A 16,911-nucleotide genomic window follows, 5' to 3' on the forward strand; every position below is an offset into this window, starting at 1 on the left:
GCATCTAGGAGACATGGAGAAAACGCTGCTTTGTCTTGGATTTGGCTATACCGCACGGGCGCTTGCACGGCATCTGCCTGCTGAGGGCTGGCGGATCATCGGCACCTCGCGCGAACCGGTCGAGGCTGACGGGGTGGAGATGATCACCTGGCCAGGGCAGGAGGTGCCGCTGGATGGCGTGACCCATATTCTGGATTCCATCGGCCCCAATGCAGAGGGCGATCCGGTGATGGCGGCGATGGGGAGCAGGATTGCCGCGGCTCCCGATCTGGAATGGGTAGGCTACCTATCCACCACAGCTGTCTACGGCCACCACGACGGCGCTTGGGTGGACGAGGATACGCCTGTAACGCCTTCCAGCCAGCGCGGCGACTGGCGCGCCTTGGCGGAAGCGCAATGGCAGGCCATCCCCGGCCTGCCGCTGCACATCTTCCGCCTGGCCGGCATCTATGGCCCCGGCCGCGGCCCCTTTGCTAAGCTGATGGCGGGCAGGGCGCGGCGGATCATCAAGCCGGGGCAGGTGTTTTCCCGCATCCATGTGGACGACATCGCCCAGGTGCTTGCGGCCTCCATCGCGCAGCCCCGCCCGGGGGCCATCTACAACGTCTGCGACGATGACCCGGCCCCGCCACAGGATGTGCTGGGCCATGCCGCGGAACTGCTGGGCCTGCCGGTGCCGGCGGAGGTGCCGTTTGATGAGGCTGGCATGACCCCGATGGCGCGCAGTTTCTATGGCGAGAACAAGCGGGTCAGGAACCGCCTGATCCAGGACGAACTGGGGGTGGAGCTGCTCTATCCCACCTACCGCGAGGGCTTGCGAGCGGTGCTGGAGGCTGAGGATATGGAGAGCTTTGTGCCGCCTGCGGAACCGCCGGGGGTGTAGCGTTTGGGCATTTTGCATCTCGTCTTTGTGCTGTTGAACTTCCGGACGCTCGGGCGGCTTAATGCACGGATCAACCGGCAGTTCCCTGGTGTCGTTGACCAGCTTTGGGAACAGCACTCATTTGCACGTAAGCTTGATGTTGTGTTTGGTTTTGCTGTGTTTGCCAAACGGGCGATGCTGATGAATTTCGCCGTAATGAATCCGGACAAGTTGCCTGTTTACCTGCTGGGCGATGATCAGGTCGCAGCGCTGGTCCGCAAGCTGAACAGGGGCATGTCAGCGGGTGTCTACCGGTTTTTCTGTGTCGCAACCGGATACAGCTAACGCAACGTAAATCCAACGCGGAAGCGCATGCCAATTTCCGGGAGCTTCAAAATTTTCGGAGAGGCGGTTGGGTGTTAAGCCCGCTTCTCGCCAATCGTCGCCACGCCCAGCACGTCCAGCACCTTGGCTTCGATCTGCGGCGCGTTCATGGCCGCGATCTCATACATATCCGCCGGGCTGGCCTGGTCGATGAAGGTGTCGGGCAGCACCATGGAGCGGTACTTGAGACCGCCGTCGAATACGCCTTCCTCCGCCAGGAGCTGCGCCACGTGGGAGCCGAAGCCGCCCACCGCGCCCTCCTCGATGGTGATCAGCGCCTCGTGGTCCGCGGCCAGCTGCAGGATCAGGTCCCGGTCCAGCGGTTTGGCAAAGCGAGCGTCGGCAATGGTCGGGCTGATGCCCTTGGCAGAAAGTGCCTCGGCAGCTTTGCGGACCTCGCCCAGACGTGTGCCGAAGGACAAGAGTGCGACGCGTTTGCCGGATTGGATCATCCGGCCTTTGCCGATTTCCAGGACCTCCGGCGTGTCGGGCATCTCGACGCCTTCGCCCTCGCCGCGTGGGTAGCGGAAGGCGATGGGGCCGTCGTCATGGGCGGCAGCGGTGGCGACCATATGGACCAGCTCAGCCTCGTCGGCGGCGGCCATTACCACCATGCCCGGCAGGTTGGTCATGAAGCCAATGTCGAAACTGCCGGCATGGGTTGCACCGTCGGCACCGACCAGACCGGCGCGGTCGATGGCAAAGCGCACCGGCAGGCGCTGGATCGCCACGTCATGCACCACCTGGTCATAGCCGCGCTGCAGAAAGGTGGAGTACATTGCACAGAACGGCTTCATGCCCCCCGCCGCCAGTGCTGCGGCAAAGGTCACGCCGTGCTGTTCGGCAATGCCGACGTCAAAGCAGCGCGAAGGGTAGCGTTCGGCCATCAGGCTGAGGCCGGTGCCATCGGGCATGGCGGCAGTGACGGCACAGATCTTGTCGTCCTTGGCGGCGTGCTTCACCAGCTCATTGCCGAAGACCGAGGTGTAGGAGGGCGCGTTGGAGGGCGCCTTCTTCTGCTCGCCGGTCACCATGTCGAACTTGGCGGTGGCATGGCCCTTGTCGCGGGCGCGCTCGGCCGGGCCGTAGCCCTTGCCCTTCTTGGTCAGCACGTGGATCAGGATCGGGCCGGTGGCGCGCGCCTTGACCGTGCGCAGGACCGGCAGGAGCTGGTCCATATCATGGCCGTCGATGGGGCCGAGGTAGGAGAACCCGAGCGCCTCGAACATCGTGCCGCCGACGGCCATGCCCTTGAGCATGTCCTTGGCGCGTTTGGCGCCCTCGCGGAAGGGTTCGGGCAGCAGCGAGACCGCGCCCTTGGCGGCGGCCTTCAGCTCCTGGAACGGCTCGCCCGCGTAAAGGCGGGAGAGGTAGGAGGACAGCGCCCCCACCGGCGGGGCGATCGACATCTCGTTGTCGTTCAGGATCACGAACAGACGCTTGCCCAGGTGGCCTGCGTTGTTCATCGCCTCAAACGCCATGCCGGCCGACATGGAACCGTCGCCGATCACCGCGATGGCGTCGCCGTTGCCTTCGGGGATCACGCCGCCGAGGTCGCGCGCCACGGCAAAGCCAAGCGCTGCGCTGATCGAGGTGGAGCTGTGGGCGGCGCCGAAGGGGTCATAAGGCGACTCGGAGCGTTTGGTGAAACCGCTGAGGCCGTCCTTCATCCGCAGGGTGCGGATGCGGTCGCGGCGCCCGGTGAGGATCTTGTGCGGGTAGCACTGGTGGGAGACGTCCCAGATCACCTTGTCGCGCGGGGTGTCGAACACTGCGTGCAGGGCGGTGGTCAGCTCCACCACGCCGAGGCCTGCGCCCAGATGGCCGCCAGTGACGGAGACGGCAGAGATGGTTTCCTGCCGCAGCTCGTGGGCCACCTGCACCAGCTGGGCATCCGTCAGCCCCTTCAGATCCGCGGGGCGCGTGATCTGGTCCAGAAGCGGGGTCTTGGGCCGGTCGGGCATGGTGTCTCCTTGGGCTGCGCCGGGCAGGGTGCGGGGCGTGGCACGCGGTGTTAGCTGTCGCGCGCAATAACGAAACGCGCAGCTTCCTTCAAGGTTGCAGCGTTTTCGCCATAATGTGACAACGCGGCGCAAGCCTCGCCGCACAGCGCGTTTGCGCGGGCTTTTGCTTCTTCCAGACCCAGCAGCGAGACAAACGTTGCTTTGCCGGCGTCGGCGTCCTTGCGCACGGCTTTGCCGACCTTGGCGGCATCGCCTTCCACATCCAAGATGTCGTCAGCGATCTGGAAGGCAAGGCCAAGGGCGAGTGCGTATTGCCGCAGCGGTGCGGGGTCGGCGCCCGCCAAAACGGCGCCGGCCGTGGCGGACCATTCGATCAGGCAGCCGGTCTTGCGGCCTTGCAGCCTGGTGATCTGGTCCAGCGTCAGCGGTTCGGCAGCACTTTCCGCTGCAATATCAAGCATCTGGCCAGACACCATACCGTCCTTGCCGGAGGATTGCGCCAGATCGCGGATCAGGGTCAGCGCATGGGGGCCAACCTTGGGGTTTGCCAGCAGTTCAAAGGCGAAGGTTTGCAGGCTATCGCCTGCCAGCACCGCCATTGCCTCATTCCATTTCCGGTGCACGGTCGGCTGGCCGCGGCGCAGGTCATCGTCGTCCATGCAGGGCAGATCGTCATGCACCAGGGAATAGGCGTGGATGCATTCTATGGCGAGCGCCGCCTCGATGGCTGCGTCTTGCGGCACGCCGTGCAGACGGGCGCTTTCCAGCACCAGAAAGCCGCGCAGCATCTTGCCGCCGGTGATGGCGTAGCGCATGGCGGCGTGCAGTTCGTCACTTCCTGCCAGCCGCAGCTCCGTATGCGCGGTGATGCGGGTCTGTGCGTCTTTCAGCGCCTCTGTAAAGGGGCGCGTCTGGGTGTCTGCGGCGGCGGTCATGAGTCAGCCGGCGTCCAGCGGCTGGGTGCCCTTGGGCGTGCCGTTGGCATCCAGGGTGATGGCGGCGACCTTTTCCTCGGCGCGTTTGAGCTCATCTTCGCAGCGCTTCTTCAGCGCGGCGCCGCGTTCATACAGCGCGATCGACGCATCCAGCGCCACGTCGCCGCGCTCCAGCTGGTCCACCACGCCTTCCAGCTCACGCATCGCCTGTTCAAAGCTCATCTGGTCTACGGGGGTTTCAGTCATGCCGTTGCCTTTATCAGTTCTTCCACATGCGCGCGGGTTGCGGCTGCGAGCGCGTTCAGATCATATCCGCCTTCCAAAGTCGAGACGATACGGCCCCCGCAGAGTTCGCTTGCGAGTTTGCAGAGTTCGGCGGTGAGCCAGGCGAAATCCGCGGTCGCCCAGTTCAGATTGGCAAGCGGGTCGTCCTGATGGGCGTCAAAGCCTGCGGAGATGATGATCAGTTCCGGCTTGAAGGCGCGCAGGCGGGGGAAGGCCTGGCCCTCATAAGCGGCCTGCATCTCTGCCCGGCCGGAGCCCGGCGCCAGCGGCATGTTGAGGATCTGGCCATCAGCGCCGTCCTCGTCCGGGCGGCCGGAGCCGGGCCAGAGCGGCATCTGCTGGCTGGTGATCACCAGCGCGCGCGGCTCGTCCCACAAGAGATCCTGGGTGCCGTTGCCGTGATGGACGTCGAAATCCACCACCGCAACGCGGCTGAGCCCGTGATGGTCCAGCGCATGTTTGGCCGCGAGCGCGGCATTGCCGAACAGGCAAAAGCCCATTGCAGTGTCTGTTTCGGCGTGATGTCCTGGCGGACGCACCGCGGCAAAGGCGTTCTGCACCTCGCCGCCCAGCACCATGTCGACGCCGCGCACCACGGCGCCCGCCGCGCGGAAAGCCGCGTCCAGCGACCCGGGGGACAGGAAGGTGTCGCCGTCGATCTGCGCCCAGCCCTCCGCCGGGGAGGCCTTGCGCAGGTCCGAGAGATAGGACGCCGGGTGGATGCGCAGGATGTCGTCTTCGGCGGCCATCGGCGCGGTGACCCGTTTCAGGTCCAGCGGCTCCAGCGCGTGCAGGATGTGCTCCAGCCGCGCCACCCGTTCGGGGTGGCCTTCGGGCGTCACGTGATTGAGGCAATCCGCGTGGGTGATCAGGGCGGTGGTCATGGGCGCGTTCCTCCGGCTGCGGGGCTTGGCGCGACCCTAGGGGGCGGGGGGCTGTGGCTGCAAGGGGAATCGGGGGGTGGCATGCGTGCACCGGGCGTGCACCCCCTGTGCACCCCCTGTGCACCGGCGCGGTGCTGCTTGACCGGACTGGAGGGCGCGCTGCCCCGGCCCTGGCGGAGTGGGGATCTGCCCCGTTCGGCCCTGAAACCGTCCCCTGGACGGTTTCCTGGACGGGCCTCACCCCCCGGGATATTTCCGGCCAGAAAAAGAGGTGGGCCGGTTCTAGTCGGGCGCCAGCATGTAGCCCGCGCCGCGCACGGTTTGCAGGTATTGCGGCTGTTTCGGGTTCGGCTCGATCTTGCGGCGCAGGCGGGTGATCTGGACGTCCACCGCGCGCTCCTGCGCCTGGCCGCGGTCGCGGCCCAGATCCTCGACCAGCTTGGTGCGGCTCACCGGCTCGCCGGGCTGGGCCGAGAAAATTTTCATCAGCTGGCTTTCGGTGCCGGTGAGGCGGATCAGCTCGTCACCCTGCCACATCTCGCCGCGCTCGATGTCATAGCGGATCGTGCCCAGATGCAGCACCTTGGGGGCGGCCTCCTGCGCAACCGTGTCCGGCATCCGCCGCAGGATGGCGTTCACCCGCAGCAAAAGCTCCTTGGGCTCGAACGGTTTCGGCAGGTAGTCGTCCGCGCCAGCCTCCAGCCCCGCGATGCGGTCTTCGGTCTCGCCTTTGGCGGTCAGCAGCAGGATTGGGGTGGCCATGGTCTCGCGCAGCGATTGGGTCAGCGAGATGCCGTCCTCGCCCGGCATCATCACGTCCATGATGATCAGGTCGAAATCCAGCCCCGCCAGCACCCGCCGGGCATGGGCCGCATCGCGCGCCGCGGTGACCAGGAAGCCCGAGCGCATCAGGAATTTCTTCAACAGGCCGCGGATCCGCTCATCATCGTCAACGATCAGGAGATGGGCGTCATTCATGCTCATGCACCCGTTTCCCGCAGCTTGGCATAGGCGCGGCGCATGTCGGCGTCCATCATTGCCTCAAGCACCTTCTTGAAACCCTGCACCGCCTCGGGGCCTGCGTCCTTGTAGGCGGCGCGCATGCGGGCGCGCTGGGCGTCCGACAGGGTGGCCTCCAGCGCTGCGCCCTGCTCCGTCAGGTAGAGGTGGCGTTCGCGCTTATCCAGCTCGCCCACTTTGCTTTCGACCAGGCCGTCGCCGATTAGGGTGCGCAGCACCCGGTTCAGCGATTGCTTGGTGACGCCCAGAATGCTGAGCAGGTTGTTCACCGTGGTGCCGGGGGAGCGGTTGATGAAATGGATCGCCCGGTGGTGCGCCCGGCCATAGGACATTTCCGCGAGGATCCGGTCCGGATCGGCAGTAAAGCCGCGGTAGGCAAAGAACATCGCCTCGATCCCCTGGCGCAGCTGCTCATCTGTCAGAAACAGCAGGCTTTCGCCGCTGTATCCCTGCCCTGTCCGGCCTTCAGGCATTCGGTGCCCCCTCATTTGTCTTGCCGGTCAGTTTATGTCAGTGTTGTTGACATTCCAAGGGTGAAGATGTATCGAATCCCAGCTTTGGCGCAATATTATGTCCGTTGCGGCCGTAAATTGCGCAATTATTGAAAATCACCGCAGAGTTTCAGGAGGGTGCGGCATGGCAGGTTATGACGACCGCGACGGTGTGATCTGGATGGATGGAGAGCTGGTCGACTGGCGGGATGCCAAGGTGCATATCCTGACCCATGCGATGCATTATGCCTCATCCGTTTTCGAGGGCGAGCGCGCTTATAACGGCAAGATCTTCAAGAGCAGGGAGCATTCCGAGCGCCTTATCGCCTCGGCCGAGGCGCTGGATATGCCGATGCCCTATACCGTCGACCAGATCGAGGCGGCGAAGGAGGAAACCCTCAAGGCCTCCGGCCTGCAGGACGCTTATGTGCGGGCGCTGGTGTGGCGCGGCTCGGGTGAGGACATGGGCGTGGCGTCGGCCAAGAACCCGGTCCGAATGGCGATCGCGGTCTGGGGCTGGGGCGCCTACTATGGCGATGCCAAGATGAAGGGCGCCAAGCTCGACATTGCGGAGTGGAAACGTCCGAGCCCGGAAACCATTCCGGTCCATGCCAAGGCGGCGGGCCTCTACATGATCTGCACCATCTCCAAGCACAAGGCGGAGGCCAAGGGCTGCTCCGACGCGCTGTTCATGGACTGGCGCGGTTATGTGGCCGAGGCCACCGGCGCCAACGTGTTCTTTGTGAAAGACGGCGAAGTGCACACCCCGCTGGCGGATTGCTTCCTCAATGGCATTACCCGCCAGACCGTGATCCAGATGCTCAAGGACAAGGGCATTACTGTGCACGAGCGCCGCATCAAGCCGGAAGAGATGGAAGGCTTTGAGCAGTGCTGGCTGACCGGCACCGCCGCCGAGGTGACCCCGGTCGGGCAGATCGGTGAGTACACGTTCGAGGTCGGCGACCTGACCCGCGAGATCGCCGAGGACTACGAGAAACTGGTCCGCGCTTAAGCGCCCGCCAGGACAGACCGGAAAACCCCCGCCTGCGTGCGGGGGTTTTTCTTTGCGGCTGCAGGACTGCGTGGCATGTCGCAGCACATAGCGGCTAACTCCCTTTTCCTTCACAGTTCCAATTAGTGTGCCATAGTCGGGCATATTGCTGAAAAGTCATTCTAGGGCATGCTGCGTGCTGCTGCCCGATAAGGAGGAGCAGGAACGCGATGGACCTGAGCATTGCCTACGTAAGTTATTTTGAGCTGGGCCTGCGGTTGCTGTGCGCCGCGGCTGCCGGGGCGCTTTTGGGTCTGGACCGGGAGCTGCGGCACCGCAAGGTGGGGATGCGGACCTATATGATCGTTTCGCTTGGGGCGGCGGGATTCACGCTGATCACCATGGAAATGTCGATGGAGGCGCTGAACCTTGATATGGGGGCTGATCCGACCCGCATCATGCAGGGGCTTGTCGGGGCAATCGGCTTTCTTGGCGCCGGGGCGATCATCCAAGGGGATGAGCGGGTCGGGGGCATGGCGACGGCAGCCAGCCTGTGGGTGGCCGGAGGCGTCGGCATGGCATCGGGACTTGGGTATTACGTGCACGCCGTGCTGCTGGCGGCGGGCGCTGCCGGCATCCTGGCGATGAGCCGGCTGATGAGCAACCGCGGGCGCAAGGACCGGCCGGACATCCATGACTGACGTCCGCCTGGGGCTTTGCAGCTAGGCTGCGCCGTTCCTGCGGCCGTGGCGAGGCTTTGCCCGGGCGTTCACATTCCCTTGCAGATCGTCCGGGACCATGGACGGCAGGTTCCACATGCCTAACATCAAGGCCATGTTGGATCTGCTCAGCGATATCCTCACCCGGCTGTCCCTCAGGGGGACGCTTTATTTCCGCACCTCCTTCACCCCGCCGTTCGGGATCCAGGTGCCGGAGTACAAAAATGTCGCGCGGTTCCACTTTGTGCAGCGTGGTGAACTGAATGTGCATGTGCCTGCGAGCGGCGAGACGCTGCGGCTGAAGCAGGGCGATCTGGTGCTGATCCCGCATGGCGCGGCGCATATGCTGCTGTGCAACGAGGTGCAGCCGCTGGAGGCGCTGCCGCTGGAGCAGGTGCTGCAGGAAGCGGGCTATGACGGCGGCGGGGTGCTGGTGTATGGAGGGGCAGGGGAGGTGCGCGATACTCAGCTGATCTGCGGCCATTTCTCCTTTGCCGCGATGCCGGGACAGCGCGGTGCCGGGCATATGCTGATCGACCGTCTGCCGCCCCATATCGTGATCGAGAACTACGGCGAGGCTGCCGGGGCCTGGATCGAGGCGACGCTGCGGATGATCGGCTCCGAGGTGCAGGGTGCCCGCATTGGCGGCGATCTGATTGCGCTGAAGCTGTCCGAGGTGCTGTTTGCACAGGCGATCCGCGCCTATCTGGAACATCAGAGCCCCAGCGGTTCGGCGCTGGCGGGGTTTGCCGATCCGCGCATTTCGCGGGCGCTGACGGCGTTCCACCAGGCGCCTGCCAGGGAGTGGAGCGTGGAAGGGCTGGCGCGCGAGGCCGGGATGTCGCGCACCGCCTTTGCCCAGGAGTTCACCGCCAAGATGGAGGTGACGCCGATGCAATACCTGACCAACTGGCGGATGCAGATCGCCTGTCAGGGGCTGGCGGAGCAGGGGCTGAACGTGGCCGATGCGGCGGAGATTGCCGGCTATGCGTCCGAGGCGGCGTTTTCGCGCGTGTTCCGAAAACAGGTGGGCATGTCGCCTGCGGCCTACCGGCAGCAGCATGCAGCGGCCTGACATGCTGAGGCGTCCGCAGTTTGGACGATCTGCACAATTTGCGGGAGGATCTGAAATTCACCGTCCGGGATGACTGGGCCATTCTGGGGTCAGAGCCGTTTCAAGCGGCCAAGACACCTCAGTAACAAGGACCTGCCCCATGCCCCTGCGTTTTGTGACCCGTACCATCCATGCCTACCTCGACTATCCTGTGGCCGCCGCCCTGATGGGGCTGCCGTTCCTGCTGGGACTTGGCGCAAGCAATCCGCTGGCGCTGTGGCTGTCGGTGGCAACCGGCATCACCGCCTTGGTGCTGACGGTGCTGACCGACCATCACCTCGGCCTGATCCGGGTGCTGCCCTACAAGCTGCACCTGACCGTTGACCTGATTGTCGGGATCACCTTTCTGGCAGCCCCTTTCCTCTTCGGCTTTGCCGGGCTTGATTTTGCCTTCTACTTGCTGAATGGGGCTGCGGTGGTTGCGGTGATCTCGCTCACCGCGCCGGAAGAGGCCGAGGCAGCCTCTGCCTGACCGTTATTGGCGCAAGAGCCAGTCCACCACTGTCTTGGCCCGGCCCTGTGCGCTGGGCCAAAGCACGTAGAACCCCTGATCGCCCAGGCGCGGTGCCTGCCACAGGATTTCCAGCGGCTGGCCGCCCAGGAAAATGCGCGGCACCAGGGCAATCCCCTGGCCGTTCATCGCAGCATCCATCGCCAGTGCGGTCTGGTTGAATTGCAGGACCCGGCCCTTGGCGGTGAGCCCTTCCTGCTGCAGCAGATGGTCCCAGTGCCGGTGCCCGTCCTGGATCAGCGTATGCTGGGCGAGATCAGCCAATTCCAGAGCTTCTTCCTGTATTAGAGCCGAATCCGGCCTGGCCACGGCCACCAGATCCACCAGCGACAGGAGGGCGGAGTTCAAACTGCTCTCCTGCGGTTTGCTGCCCTGGCGGATGGCAATGTCGATGCCGTCCCGCTTGAAATTTGTCAGGCTCTCCTCCGCCACCACCCGCAGGTCGATGTCCGGGTGCCGCGCCTCAAATTCCGGCAGCCGCGGCACCAGCCATTTTGAAGCAAAGGAGGGCGGCACCGACAGCGTCACCCGCTGTACAGCCGGGGCCAGCTTGTCAGTCGCCTCCCGGATCAGCGCCAGCGCCTGTTGCACCGGCACATGGTAGCTGCGCCCGGTGTCAGTCAGTGTCAGCCCGCGGGCGTGGCGGTGGAACAGCTTGTGTCCCAGATCCGCCTCAAGCCGCCTCACCTGCTGCGCCACCGCACCTTGGGTCAGGTGCAGCTCCTCCGCCGCGCGGCCGAAGTTCAGGTGGCGGGCGGCAGCGTCGAACATCCGCAGGGCGTTGAGGTTGGGAAAGCGCATCGGGTCTCAGTCAGTAGATTTCCTACAGTCTGGCGCGATGAGACATGATTGGTCAAGCGCGGCTGCAACGGCCATCTTGGAGACAAGCAAAGGAGTATGGATATGACCAAGGTTGCACTCTTCACCGCCGCGGGCAGCGGCATGGGCGCGGATGCTGCCCGCCATCTTCATTCGCAGGGGTATGAGGTTGCGATCCTCTCCTCCTCCGGCAAGGGCGAGGCCCTGGCGCAGGAATTGGGCGGGGTGGGCCACACGGGTTCCAACCTGGAGCAAGGCGATCTGCAGGCGCTGGTGGACAAGGCGATGGATCGCTGGGGGCGGATTGATGTTCTGGTCAATTCCGCGGGCCACGGGCCCAAGGGTGATATCATGGAGATCAGCGACGATGACTGGCATCTGGGGATGGAATACTACCTGATGAATGTGATCCGTCCGGCACGGCTGGTGGCGCCGATCATGGCGGCGCAGGGCAAGGGGTCGATCATCAACATCTCCACTTTTGCGGTGTTTGAGCCGGATCCGCTGTTTCCCACGTCTGGTGTGTTCCGGGCGGGGCTCGCGAGCTTTACCAAGCTGTTTGCAGACAAGTTTGCAGGCCAGGGCGTGCGGATGAACAACGTGCTGCCGGGCTTTATCGACAGCCTGCCGGAGACTGAGGACCGCAAGGCGCGGATCCCGATGGGCCGCTATGGCACTGCTCGTGAAGTGTCGGCGCTGATTGCCTATCTGGCCTCGGATGATGCGGCTTACACCACCGGGCAGAACATTCGCGTGGACGGGGGGCTGACCCGTGCGATTTGAGCCAGGCTGATTGGGGAGCAGGCTCAACTATCGGAAAATCCCTTGTTGGAGCCTGTTATCCGCCTTTTGGGTCGATCATCGGCTTGGCCTTGCCGCGCTGCAGGCCCAGCCGGTGCTCGCGCCAGATCACCAGCACATTGCCGGCGATGACCAGCGCTGCGCCTGCCAGCATAACCAGCGTCGGCCACTCATCGAACCAGACGTAGCCGATGACGATGGCAAATATCATCGAAGCGTAATCGTAGGGCGCCAGCATCGAGGCCGGAGCAAAGCGGTAGGAGGAGGTGACCAGGATCTGCGCCACCCCGCCGACCAGCCCGGCGCTGACCAGCAGTGCGGCGGTTTTTGCGTCAGGCATTACCCAGCCGAACGGGGCGGTCAGCAGTGCGAGGCCGGAGGCCGTCAGCGAGAAGTAGAACACGATTGCCGCGGTGTGTTCGGACTGCACCATGCGGCGGATGTGGATCTGCACGAAGCCGCGCGCCACCGTGGCGCCGACCACCAGCAGGACACCCAGCATGGCGCCGTCCTCCAGATCGCCGCCAAGGCGGGGCCAGATCATGATTAGAACCCCCAGCAGGCCGATGGCCACAGCGCTGATCCGTACCATCCGGATGGTCTCCCCCAGGAACAGCGCTGCCAGAATCAGCGTGAAGATCGGGGTGGCGTATCCGATGGCGGTGACCTCAGGCAGCGGCAGCAGCGCCAGCCCCATGAAAGTCATCCCCATCGCCGAGGTGCCGACCAGCCCGCGCCACACGTGAAACATTGGCTTTTTGGTGATCAGGCCGTGCCGCAGCTCTCCGCGCGCGACGAGCCAGGCGACGATGACCGGGATAGCAAAGAAGGAGCGGAAGAATACGGCCTCTCCCGCCGGCACGGTTTCGGAGGTGGCCTTGATGATCCCGGACAGCGCGGTGAACAGCGCAATTGCGGTCACTTTCAGCAGGACCGCCAGCACAGGCCGATGCGATGTTAAGGATTCCGCCATGGCGCGACCCTGCGCCCAAGCGCCGCAAAGATCAATGGCTTGATTTCGGCACGCGGGGGCGCGCAAATGGCGCCGACAGATGAAGGAGTCGCCGATGTATGACGCCAACCACCTGATCCGCCAGCTGCACGTGTCGTCCCTGGGGCGCGAGGACGATGTCTTTGCCAGGCTTCCCGGTGGCGGCACGGTCACCTTTGGCGCGCTGTTTGCCGGGGCAGAGCGGATGGCGGCGGCGCTAGCGGGCCAGGGGGTGCAGCCGGGGGACCGGGTGGCGGTGCAGGTTCAGAAAACCATCCAGGCGATTGAGCTTTACCTGGGTACGGTGATGGCGGGCGGCATCTTTCTGCCCTTGAACACTGCTTATACCGGGCCGGAGGTCGCCTATTTCGTCGGCGATGCAACGCCCCGGGTGGTGGTCTGCGATCCTGCACGGCGGGAGGAGATCAGCGCGGTCTCCGGGGAGGCCAAGGTGCTGACACTGGATGCGGCGGGGCAGGGCAGCTTGCGGGATCTGGCGGACGGGCAGGGCGGCTTTGATCCGATGGCCCGGCAGGCGGATGATCTTGCGGCGATTCTCTACACCTCAGGCACCACCGGCCGCTCCAAGGGTGCTATGCTGAGCCATGATAACCTTGCCTCCAATTCGCTGACCCTGCGGGATTACTGGCGGTTCACCAAGGACGACGTGCTGATCCATGCGCTGCCGATCTTCCACACCCACGGGCTGTTTGTGGCGACGAATGTGGCGCTGTTTGCGGGCGCTCAGGTGGTGTTTCTGCCGGGGTTCGATGCCGATGCCATTCTTGAGGCGATGCCCAAGGCCACGGCGCTGATGGGGGTGCCGACGTTCTATACCCGGCTGCTGGCGGATGACCGGCTGACGCCGGAGCGCGCTGCAAATATGCGGCTTTTCATCTCCGGCTCCGCACCGTTGCTGGTGGACACCCACGAGCAGTGGGAGGCCCGCACCGGCCACCGCATCCTGGAACGCTACGGGATGACCGAAACCAACATGAGCACGTCGAACCCCTATGACGGAGAGCGCCGGGCCGGCACTGTCGGTTTCCCGCTGCCTGGGGTGGAGGCACGGGTGATCCGGGACGGAGCTGAGGTGCCCGCCGGAGAGATCGGTGTGCTGGAGGTGCGCGGGCCGAACGTGTTTCAGGGCTATTGGCAGATGCCCGAAAAGACGGCGGAGGAGCTGCAGCCGGACGGATGGTTCATCACCGGCGACATGGCGAAGGTTGATGCCGATGGCTATGTCACCATTGTCGGGCGCGAGAAAGATCTGATCATCACCGGCGGCTTCAACGTCTACCCCAAGGAAGTGGAGAGCCTGATCGACGACCTGCCTGGCGTGCTGGAAAGCGCGGTGATCGGGGTGCCGCATCCAGACTTTGGCGAGGGTGTGGTGGCCGTGGTGGTGCCGGAGGGTGAGGGCACCAGCGCGGCGGCGATCAAGGCGGCGCTGTCCGGGCAATTGGCCAAGTTCAAGCAGCCCAAGGAGATCCTCCTGCTGGACGCGCTGCCGCGCAACACCATGGGAAAGGTGCAGAAGAAAGCCCTGCGTGAGGAATTCGCAGAGCTGTTTGGTTAGTGCCTGAACCGCCCGGCCGATAGGCCGGGCTGCGCCTGCCTGCCCCCGGCAGGCGCATTCGCGCCCGCCCAGACAGGCGCAACCCTCAAGTCTTAAGACGAGTGCGCTGCCGTATGCGCCTCTTCCTCGCGCCATTCCCGCACCGCTTGCACCAGGATCTGGAAGGCGGAGTTCAGGAACAGCCCGCCCATAATCCCGGCCACAATGAGGTCCGGCCAGCCGGTAGCGGTGCCCCAGACGCCAAGCGCCGCGATCATCACCGCCACGTTGCCAATGGCGTCATTGCGCGAACACAGCCAGACCGAGCGCACATTGGCGTCGCCGTCCTTGTAGCGCGCCAAGAGCAGCACCGAGATCAGGTTGGCCGCCAGCGCCATGAAACCGATCACCCCCATGATATGGGCCTGCGGCACGCCGACGTAAAATACCTGATAGATCGTGGAGCCGAACACCCACAGCCCCATCAGCAGGAGGCTGATTCCCTTGCCGAGTGCCGCCAGCGCGCGGGTGCGCAGGGTGGCGCCGATCACCGCCAGCGAGATGCCATAGGTCAGCGCATCGCCCAGAAAGTCCAAGGCGTCCGCCTTCAGCGCCTGGCTGCCGGACAGCTGACCCGCGCCCATTTCCACCGCGAACATGCCGGCGTTGATGGCGATCACCAGCCAAAGCCTGCGTTTGTAGTCCGCCGATACCCCGTCAAACCGGGCCTCATGATTGCAGCAGCCTGCCATTGCTCTTGTCCTCATTCCTGATTCGAGATCAATGTAGGGCCTCTAGTCACTAGAGCATCAAGAGGTCATTGCGATGTTTTCCATCGGTCAGCTGTCCAAGGCCACCGGCGTGAAGGTTCCGACCATCCGCTATTACGAGGAGATCGGCCTGCTGCCGGAACCGGGCCGCAATGCCGGCAACCAGCGCCGCTACGGGCAGGACGGCATGGAGGCGCTGGGCTTCATCAAGCACGCCCGGGACCTTGGCTTTTCGCTGGAGGACATCAAGGCGCTGATGGGGCTGGACGGGCAGCTGGGCGATGATTGCGCCGAGGCCGACCGGCTCGCCCGCAGCCAGCTGCGGAACGTGCGCGCGCGGATTGCGAGGCTGGAGCGCCTGGCCGCGGAACTGGAGCGGATCAGCCACCTGTGCGACGGCGGCAATGGCGGCTGCTGCAAGGTGCTGACCGCGCTGGGCGATCACAGCCAATGCGCAAGTGAGCATGATTGAGGACGCAGGCTGAGAGGAATTGCCCGAACTGCACTCGGGCAAACTCCTTTGTTAGAGCCTGATCCTTAGCCGATGCGGCCCTGGTTTTCGCCGATCTGACCGCGGTGCACCAGCAGGTGGTCCAGGATCACGCAAGCCATCATCGCCTCCGCCACCGGTACCGCACGGATGCCGACGCAGGGGTCGTGGCGGCCCTTGGTGATCACCTCGGTAGCGGAGCCGTCCTTGCGGATCGACTTGCGCGGGGTGAGGATCGAGGAGGTCGGCTTGACCGCAAAGCGCACCACCACGTCCTGTCCGGTGGAAATGCCGCCGAGGATGCCGCCGGCGTGATTGGAGGAATACTCAGGCCCGTTCTCACCCATGAAAATCTCGTCGGCGTTTTCCGAGCCTTTCAGCCGCGCGGCATTCATGCCCTCGCCGATCTCCACGCCCTTCACCGCGTTGATCGACATCATCGCGGCGGCCAGGTCAGTGTCGAGCTTGCCATAGACCGGCGCGCCGATACCGGCGGGGACGCCGCGCGCCACCACTTCGACCACGGCGCCCACCGAGTCATGCGCCTTGCGCAGGGCTTGCAGGTAGTCTTCCCACTCCTGCACCGCGCCTGCGTCGGGGATCCAGAAATCATTCTGGTCGATCGCCTCCCAGTCGAAGCGGCTGCGGTCGATTTCCAGCTCGCCCATTTGGGTCATATAGCCCTTGATCTCCAGCCCCGGCACCAGTGCCTTGATTGCTTCACGTGCAACACCGCCCGCGGCAACCCGCGCCGCGGTTTCGCGCGCCGAGGAGCGGCCGCCGCCGCGGTAGTCGCGGTTGCCGTATTTCTGAAAGTACGTGATGTCGGCGTGGCCCGGACGGAAGGTCTGGGAGATCTCGCCGTAATCCTTGGACCGCTGGTCGGTGTTTTCGATCATCAGCTGAATCGGCGTGCCGGTGGTCATGCCGTCGAACACGCCGGACAGGATTTTCACCGCATCCGGCTCATTGCGCTGGGTGGTGTTCTTGTTCTGGCCGGGGCGGCGCTTGTCGAGCCACTGCTGCAGCATTTCCGGCTCCAGCGGCACGTTCGGCGGGCAACCGTCAACGGTGGCGCCAAGCGCAGGCCCGTGGCTTTCGCCCCAGGTGGTGACGCGGAAGAGGTGTCCAAAGCTGTTCATCGACATGAGGCGCGGTCTCCTTTGCGGGACGTGCTTAGCGGGCAGGGGGCTGTGTCTCAAGTGGATTCCTCTGCCGTGGACCGGGCAGGGGCGCTGCCCCCGCCGTCTGCGGCGGCTCCCCCCGGGGTATTTTCAGCCAGAAGAACAGGGGATCCCGATTGCGGGCGGTCCAGTTTGCCT

At 64.6% G+C, this 16,911-nt stretch carries 19 protein-coding genes; 9 read left to right on the plus strand and 10 right to left on the minus strand.

Going from position 1 to position 16,911, the window contains the following annotated elements; genetic code table 11:
- The first annotated feature begins 13 nt into the window (after window positions 1–13).
- Window positions 14–883, plus strand: coding sequence for an SDR family oxidoreductase (locus AC5STI_RS13995; protein ID WP_495447105.1), 870 nt, complete (start codon window positions 14–16; stop codon window positions 881–883).
- Between the two features lie 3 nt (window positions 884–886).
- Window positions 887–1,207 (plus strand): hypothetical protein, encoded by a 321-nt coding sequence (locus AC5STI_RS14000; RefSeq protein ID WP_495447106.1) that lies wholly within the window; start codon window positions 887–889, stop codon window positions 1,205–1,207.
- 74 nt (window positions 1,208–1,281) lie between these two features.
- Here AC5STI_RS14000 and dxs read toward each other — a convergent pair whose 3' ends face one another.
- The 6 genes from dxs to AC5STI_RS14030 all read right to left on the minus strand — a co-directional run bounded on the left by dxs (window position 1,282) and on the right by AC5STI_RS14030 (window position 6,807).
- On the minus strand, window positions 1,282–3,210 hold the full coding sequence (gene dxs, locus AC5STI_RS14005) for a 1-deoxy-D-xylulose-5-phosphate synthase (RefSeq protein WP_495447107.1): 1,929 nt from the start codon (window positions 3,208–3,210) through the stop codon (window positions 1,282–1,284).
- A gap of 50 nt (window positions 3,211–3,260) precedes the next feature.
- Window positions 3,261–4,145 (minus strand): polyprenyl synthetase family protein, encoded by an 885-nt coding sequence (locus AC5STI_RS14010; protein ID WP_495447108.1) that lies wholly within the window; start codon window positions 4,143–4,145, stop codon window positions 3,261–3,263.
- Between the two features lie 3 nt (window positions 4,146–4,148).
- A complete protein-coding gene (locus AC5STI_RS14015; protein ID WP_019297546.1) occupies window positions 4,149–4,391 on the minus strand; it encodes an exodeoxyribonuclease VII small subunit in 243 nt (80 codons plus the stop codon).
- Window positions 4,388–5,314 (minus strand): histone deacetylase family protein, encoded by a 927-nt coding sequence (locus tag AC5STI_RS14020; protein ID WP_495447109.1) that lies wholly within the window; start codon window positions 5,312–5,314, stop codon window positions 4,388–4,390. Before AC5STI_RS14020 ends, AC5STI_RS14015 begins: the two co-directional genes overlap by 4 nt.
- Before the next feature lie 282 nt (window positions 5,315–5,596).
- A complete protein-coding gene (locus tag AC5STI_RS14025; RefSeq protein WP_495447110.1) occupies window positions 5,597–6,298 on the minus strand; it encodes a response regulator in 702 nt (233 codons plus the stop codon).
- Window positions 6,295–6,807, minus strand: coding sequence for a MarR family winged helix-turn-helix transcriptional regulator (locus AC5STI_RS14030; protein ID WP_495447111.1), 513 nt, complete (start codon window positions 6,805–6,807; stop codon window positions 6,295–6,297). The genes AC5STI_RS14025 and AC5STI_RS14030 overlap by 4 nt, the downstream gene beginning before the upstream one ends.
- Window positions 6,808–6,970: 163 nt before the next feature.
- On the opposite strand from AC5STI_RS14030, the gene AC5STI_RS14035 reads away from it, so the two are divergent.
- From AC5STI_RS14035 to AC5STI_RS14050, 4 genes are all read left to right on the plus strand, one after another.
- Window positions 6,971–7,837: a branched-chain amino acid aminotransferase gene (locus AC5STI_RS14035; protein ID WP_475048660.1), complete on the plus strand. Its 867-nt coding sequence runs from the start codon at window positions 6,971–6,973 to the stop codon at window positions 7,835–7,837.
- A 209-nt stretch (window positions 7,838–8,046) separates the two neighbouring features.
- Window positions 8,047–8,517 (plus strand): MgtC/SapB family protein, encoded by a 471-nt coding sequence (locus tag AC5STI_RS14040; protein ID WP_490399424.1) that lies wholly within the window; start codon window positions 8,047–8,049, stop codon window positions 8,515–8,517.
- Window positions 8,518–8,650: 133 nt separating this feature from the next.
- Window positions 8,651–9,610 carry an AraC family transcriptional regulator gene (locus AC5STI_RS14045; RefSeq protein ID WP_495447769.1) on the plus strand — a complete coding sequence of 320 codons (960 nt, stop codon included), beginning with the start codon at window positions 8,651–8,653 and terminating at the stop codon, window positions 9,608–9,610.
- A gap of 139 nt (window positions 9,611–9,749) precedes the next feature.
- Complete coding sequence (locus tag AC5STI_RS14050) at window positions 9,750–10,121, plus strand: SPW repeat domain-containing protein (RefSeq protein ID WP_495447112.1); 372 nt, start codon at window positions 9,750–9,752, stop codon at window positions 10,119–10,121.
- Between the two features lie 3 nt (window positions 10,122–10,124).
- Here the strand turns inward: AC5STI_RS14050 and AC5STI_RS14055 are convergent, their stop codons facing one another.
- Entirely contained in the window at window positions 10,125–10,961 is an 837-nt protein-coding gene (locus tag AC5STI_RS14055) for a LysR substrate-binding domain-containing protein (protein ID WP_495447113.1), read from the minus strand.
- Between the two features lie 96 nt (window positions 10,962–11,057).
- On the opposite strand from AC5STI_RS14055, the gene AC5STI_RS14060 reads away from it, so the two are divergent.
- The gene (locus tag AC5STI_RS14060; RefSeq protein ID WP_495447114.1) at window positions 11,058–11,762 is read left to right on the plus strand and encodes an SDR family oxidoreductase; all 705 of its coding nucleotides are present in this window, start codon (window positions 11,058–11,060) and stop codon (window positions 11,760–11,762) included.
- 55 nt (window positions 11,763–11,817) lie between these two features.
- Here the strand turns inward: AC5STI_RS14060 and AC5STI_RS14065 are convergent, their stop codons facing one another.
- Entirely contained in the window at window positions 11,818–12,753 is a 936-nt protein-coding gene (locus AC5STI_RS14065; RefSeq protein ID WP_495447115.1) for a DMT family transporter, read from the minus strand.
- 94 nt (window positions 12,754–12,847) lie between these two features.
- On the opposite strand from AC5STI_RS14065, the gene AC5STI_RS14070 reads away from it, so the two are divergent.
- A complete protein-coding gene (locus AC5STI_RS14070; protein ID WP_495447770.1) occupies window positions 12,848–14,350 on the plus strand; it encodes a malonate--CoA ligase in 1,503 nt (500 codons plus the stop codon).
- A gap of 92 nt (window positions 14,351–14,442) precedes the next feature.
- Here AC5STI_RS14070 and AC5STI_RS14075 read toward each other — a convergent pair whose 3' ends face one another.
- Window positions 14,443–15,081, minus strand: a complete 639-nt coding sequence (locus AC5STI_RS14075; RefSeq protein ID WP_475048677.1) for a cation efflux transmembrane domain-containing protein — start codon at window positions 15,079–15,081, stop codon at window positions 14,443–14,445.
- 73 nt (window positions 15,082–15,154) lie between these two features.
- Between AC5STI_RS14075 and AC5STI_RS14080 the strand changes: the two genes are divergently transcribed.
- Window positions 15,155–15,571: a MerR family transcriptional regulator gene (locus AC5STI_RS14080; RefSeq protein WP_495447116.1), complete on the plus strand. Its 417-nt coding sequence runs from the start codon at window positions 15,155–15,157 to the stop codon at window positions 15,569–15,571.
- Window positions 15,572–15,636: 65 nt separating this feature from the next.
- On the opposite strand, the gene aroC is transcribed toward AC5STI_RS14080, so the two are convergent.
- On the minus strand, window positions 15,637–16,737 hold the full coding sequence (aroC, locus tag AC5STI_RS14085) for a chorismate synthase (protein WP_495447117.1): 1,101 nt from the start codon (window positions 16,735–16,737) through the stop codon (window positions 15,637–15,639).
- Window positions 16,738–16,911: the final 174 nt, after the last annotated feature.

The organism is Leisingera sp. CC-HEC096, from assembly GCF_059429235.1.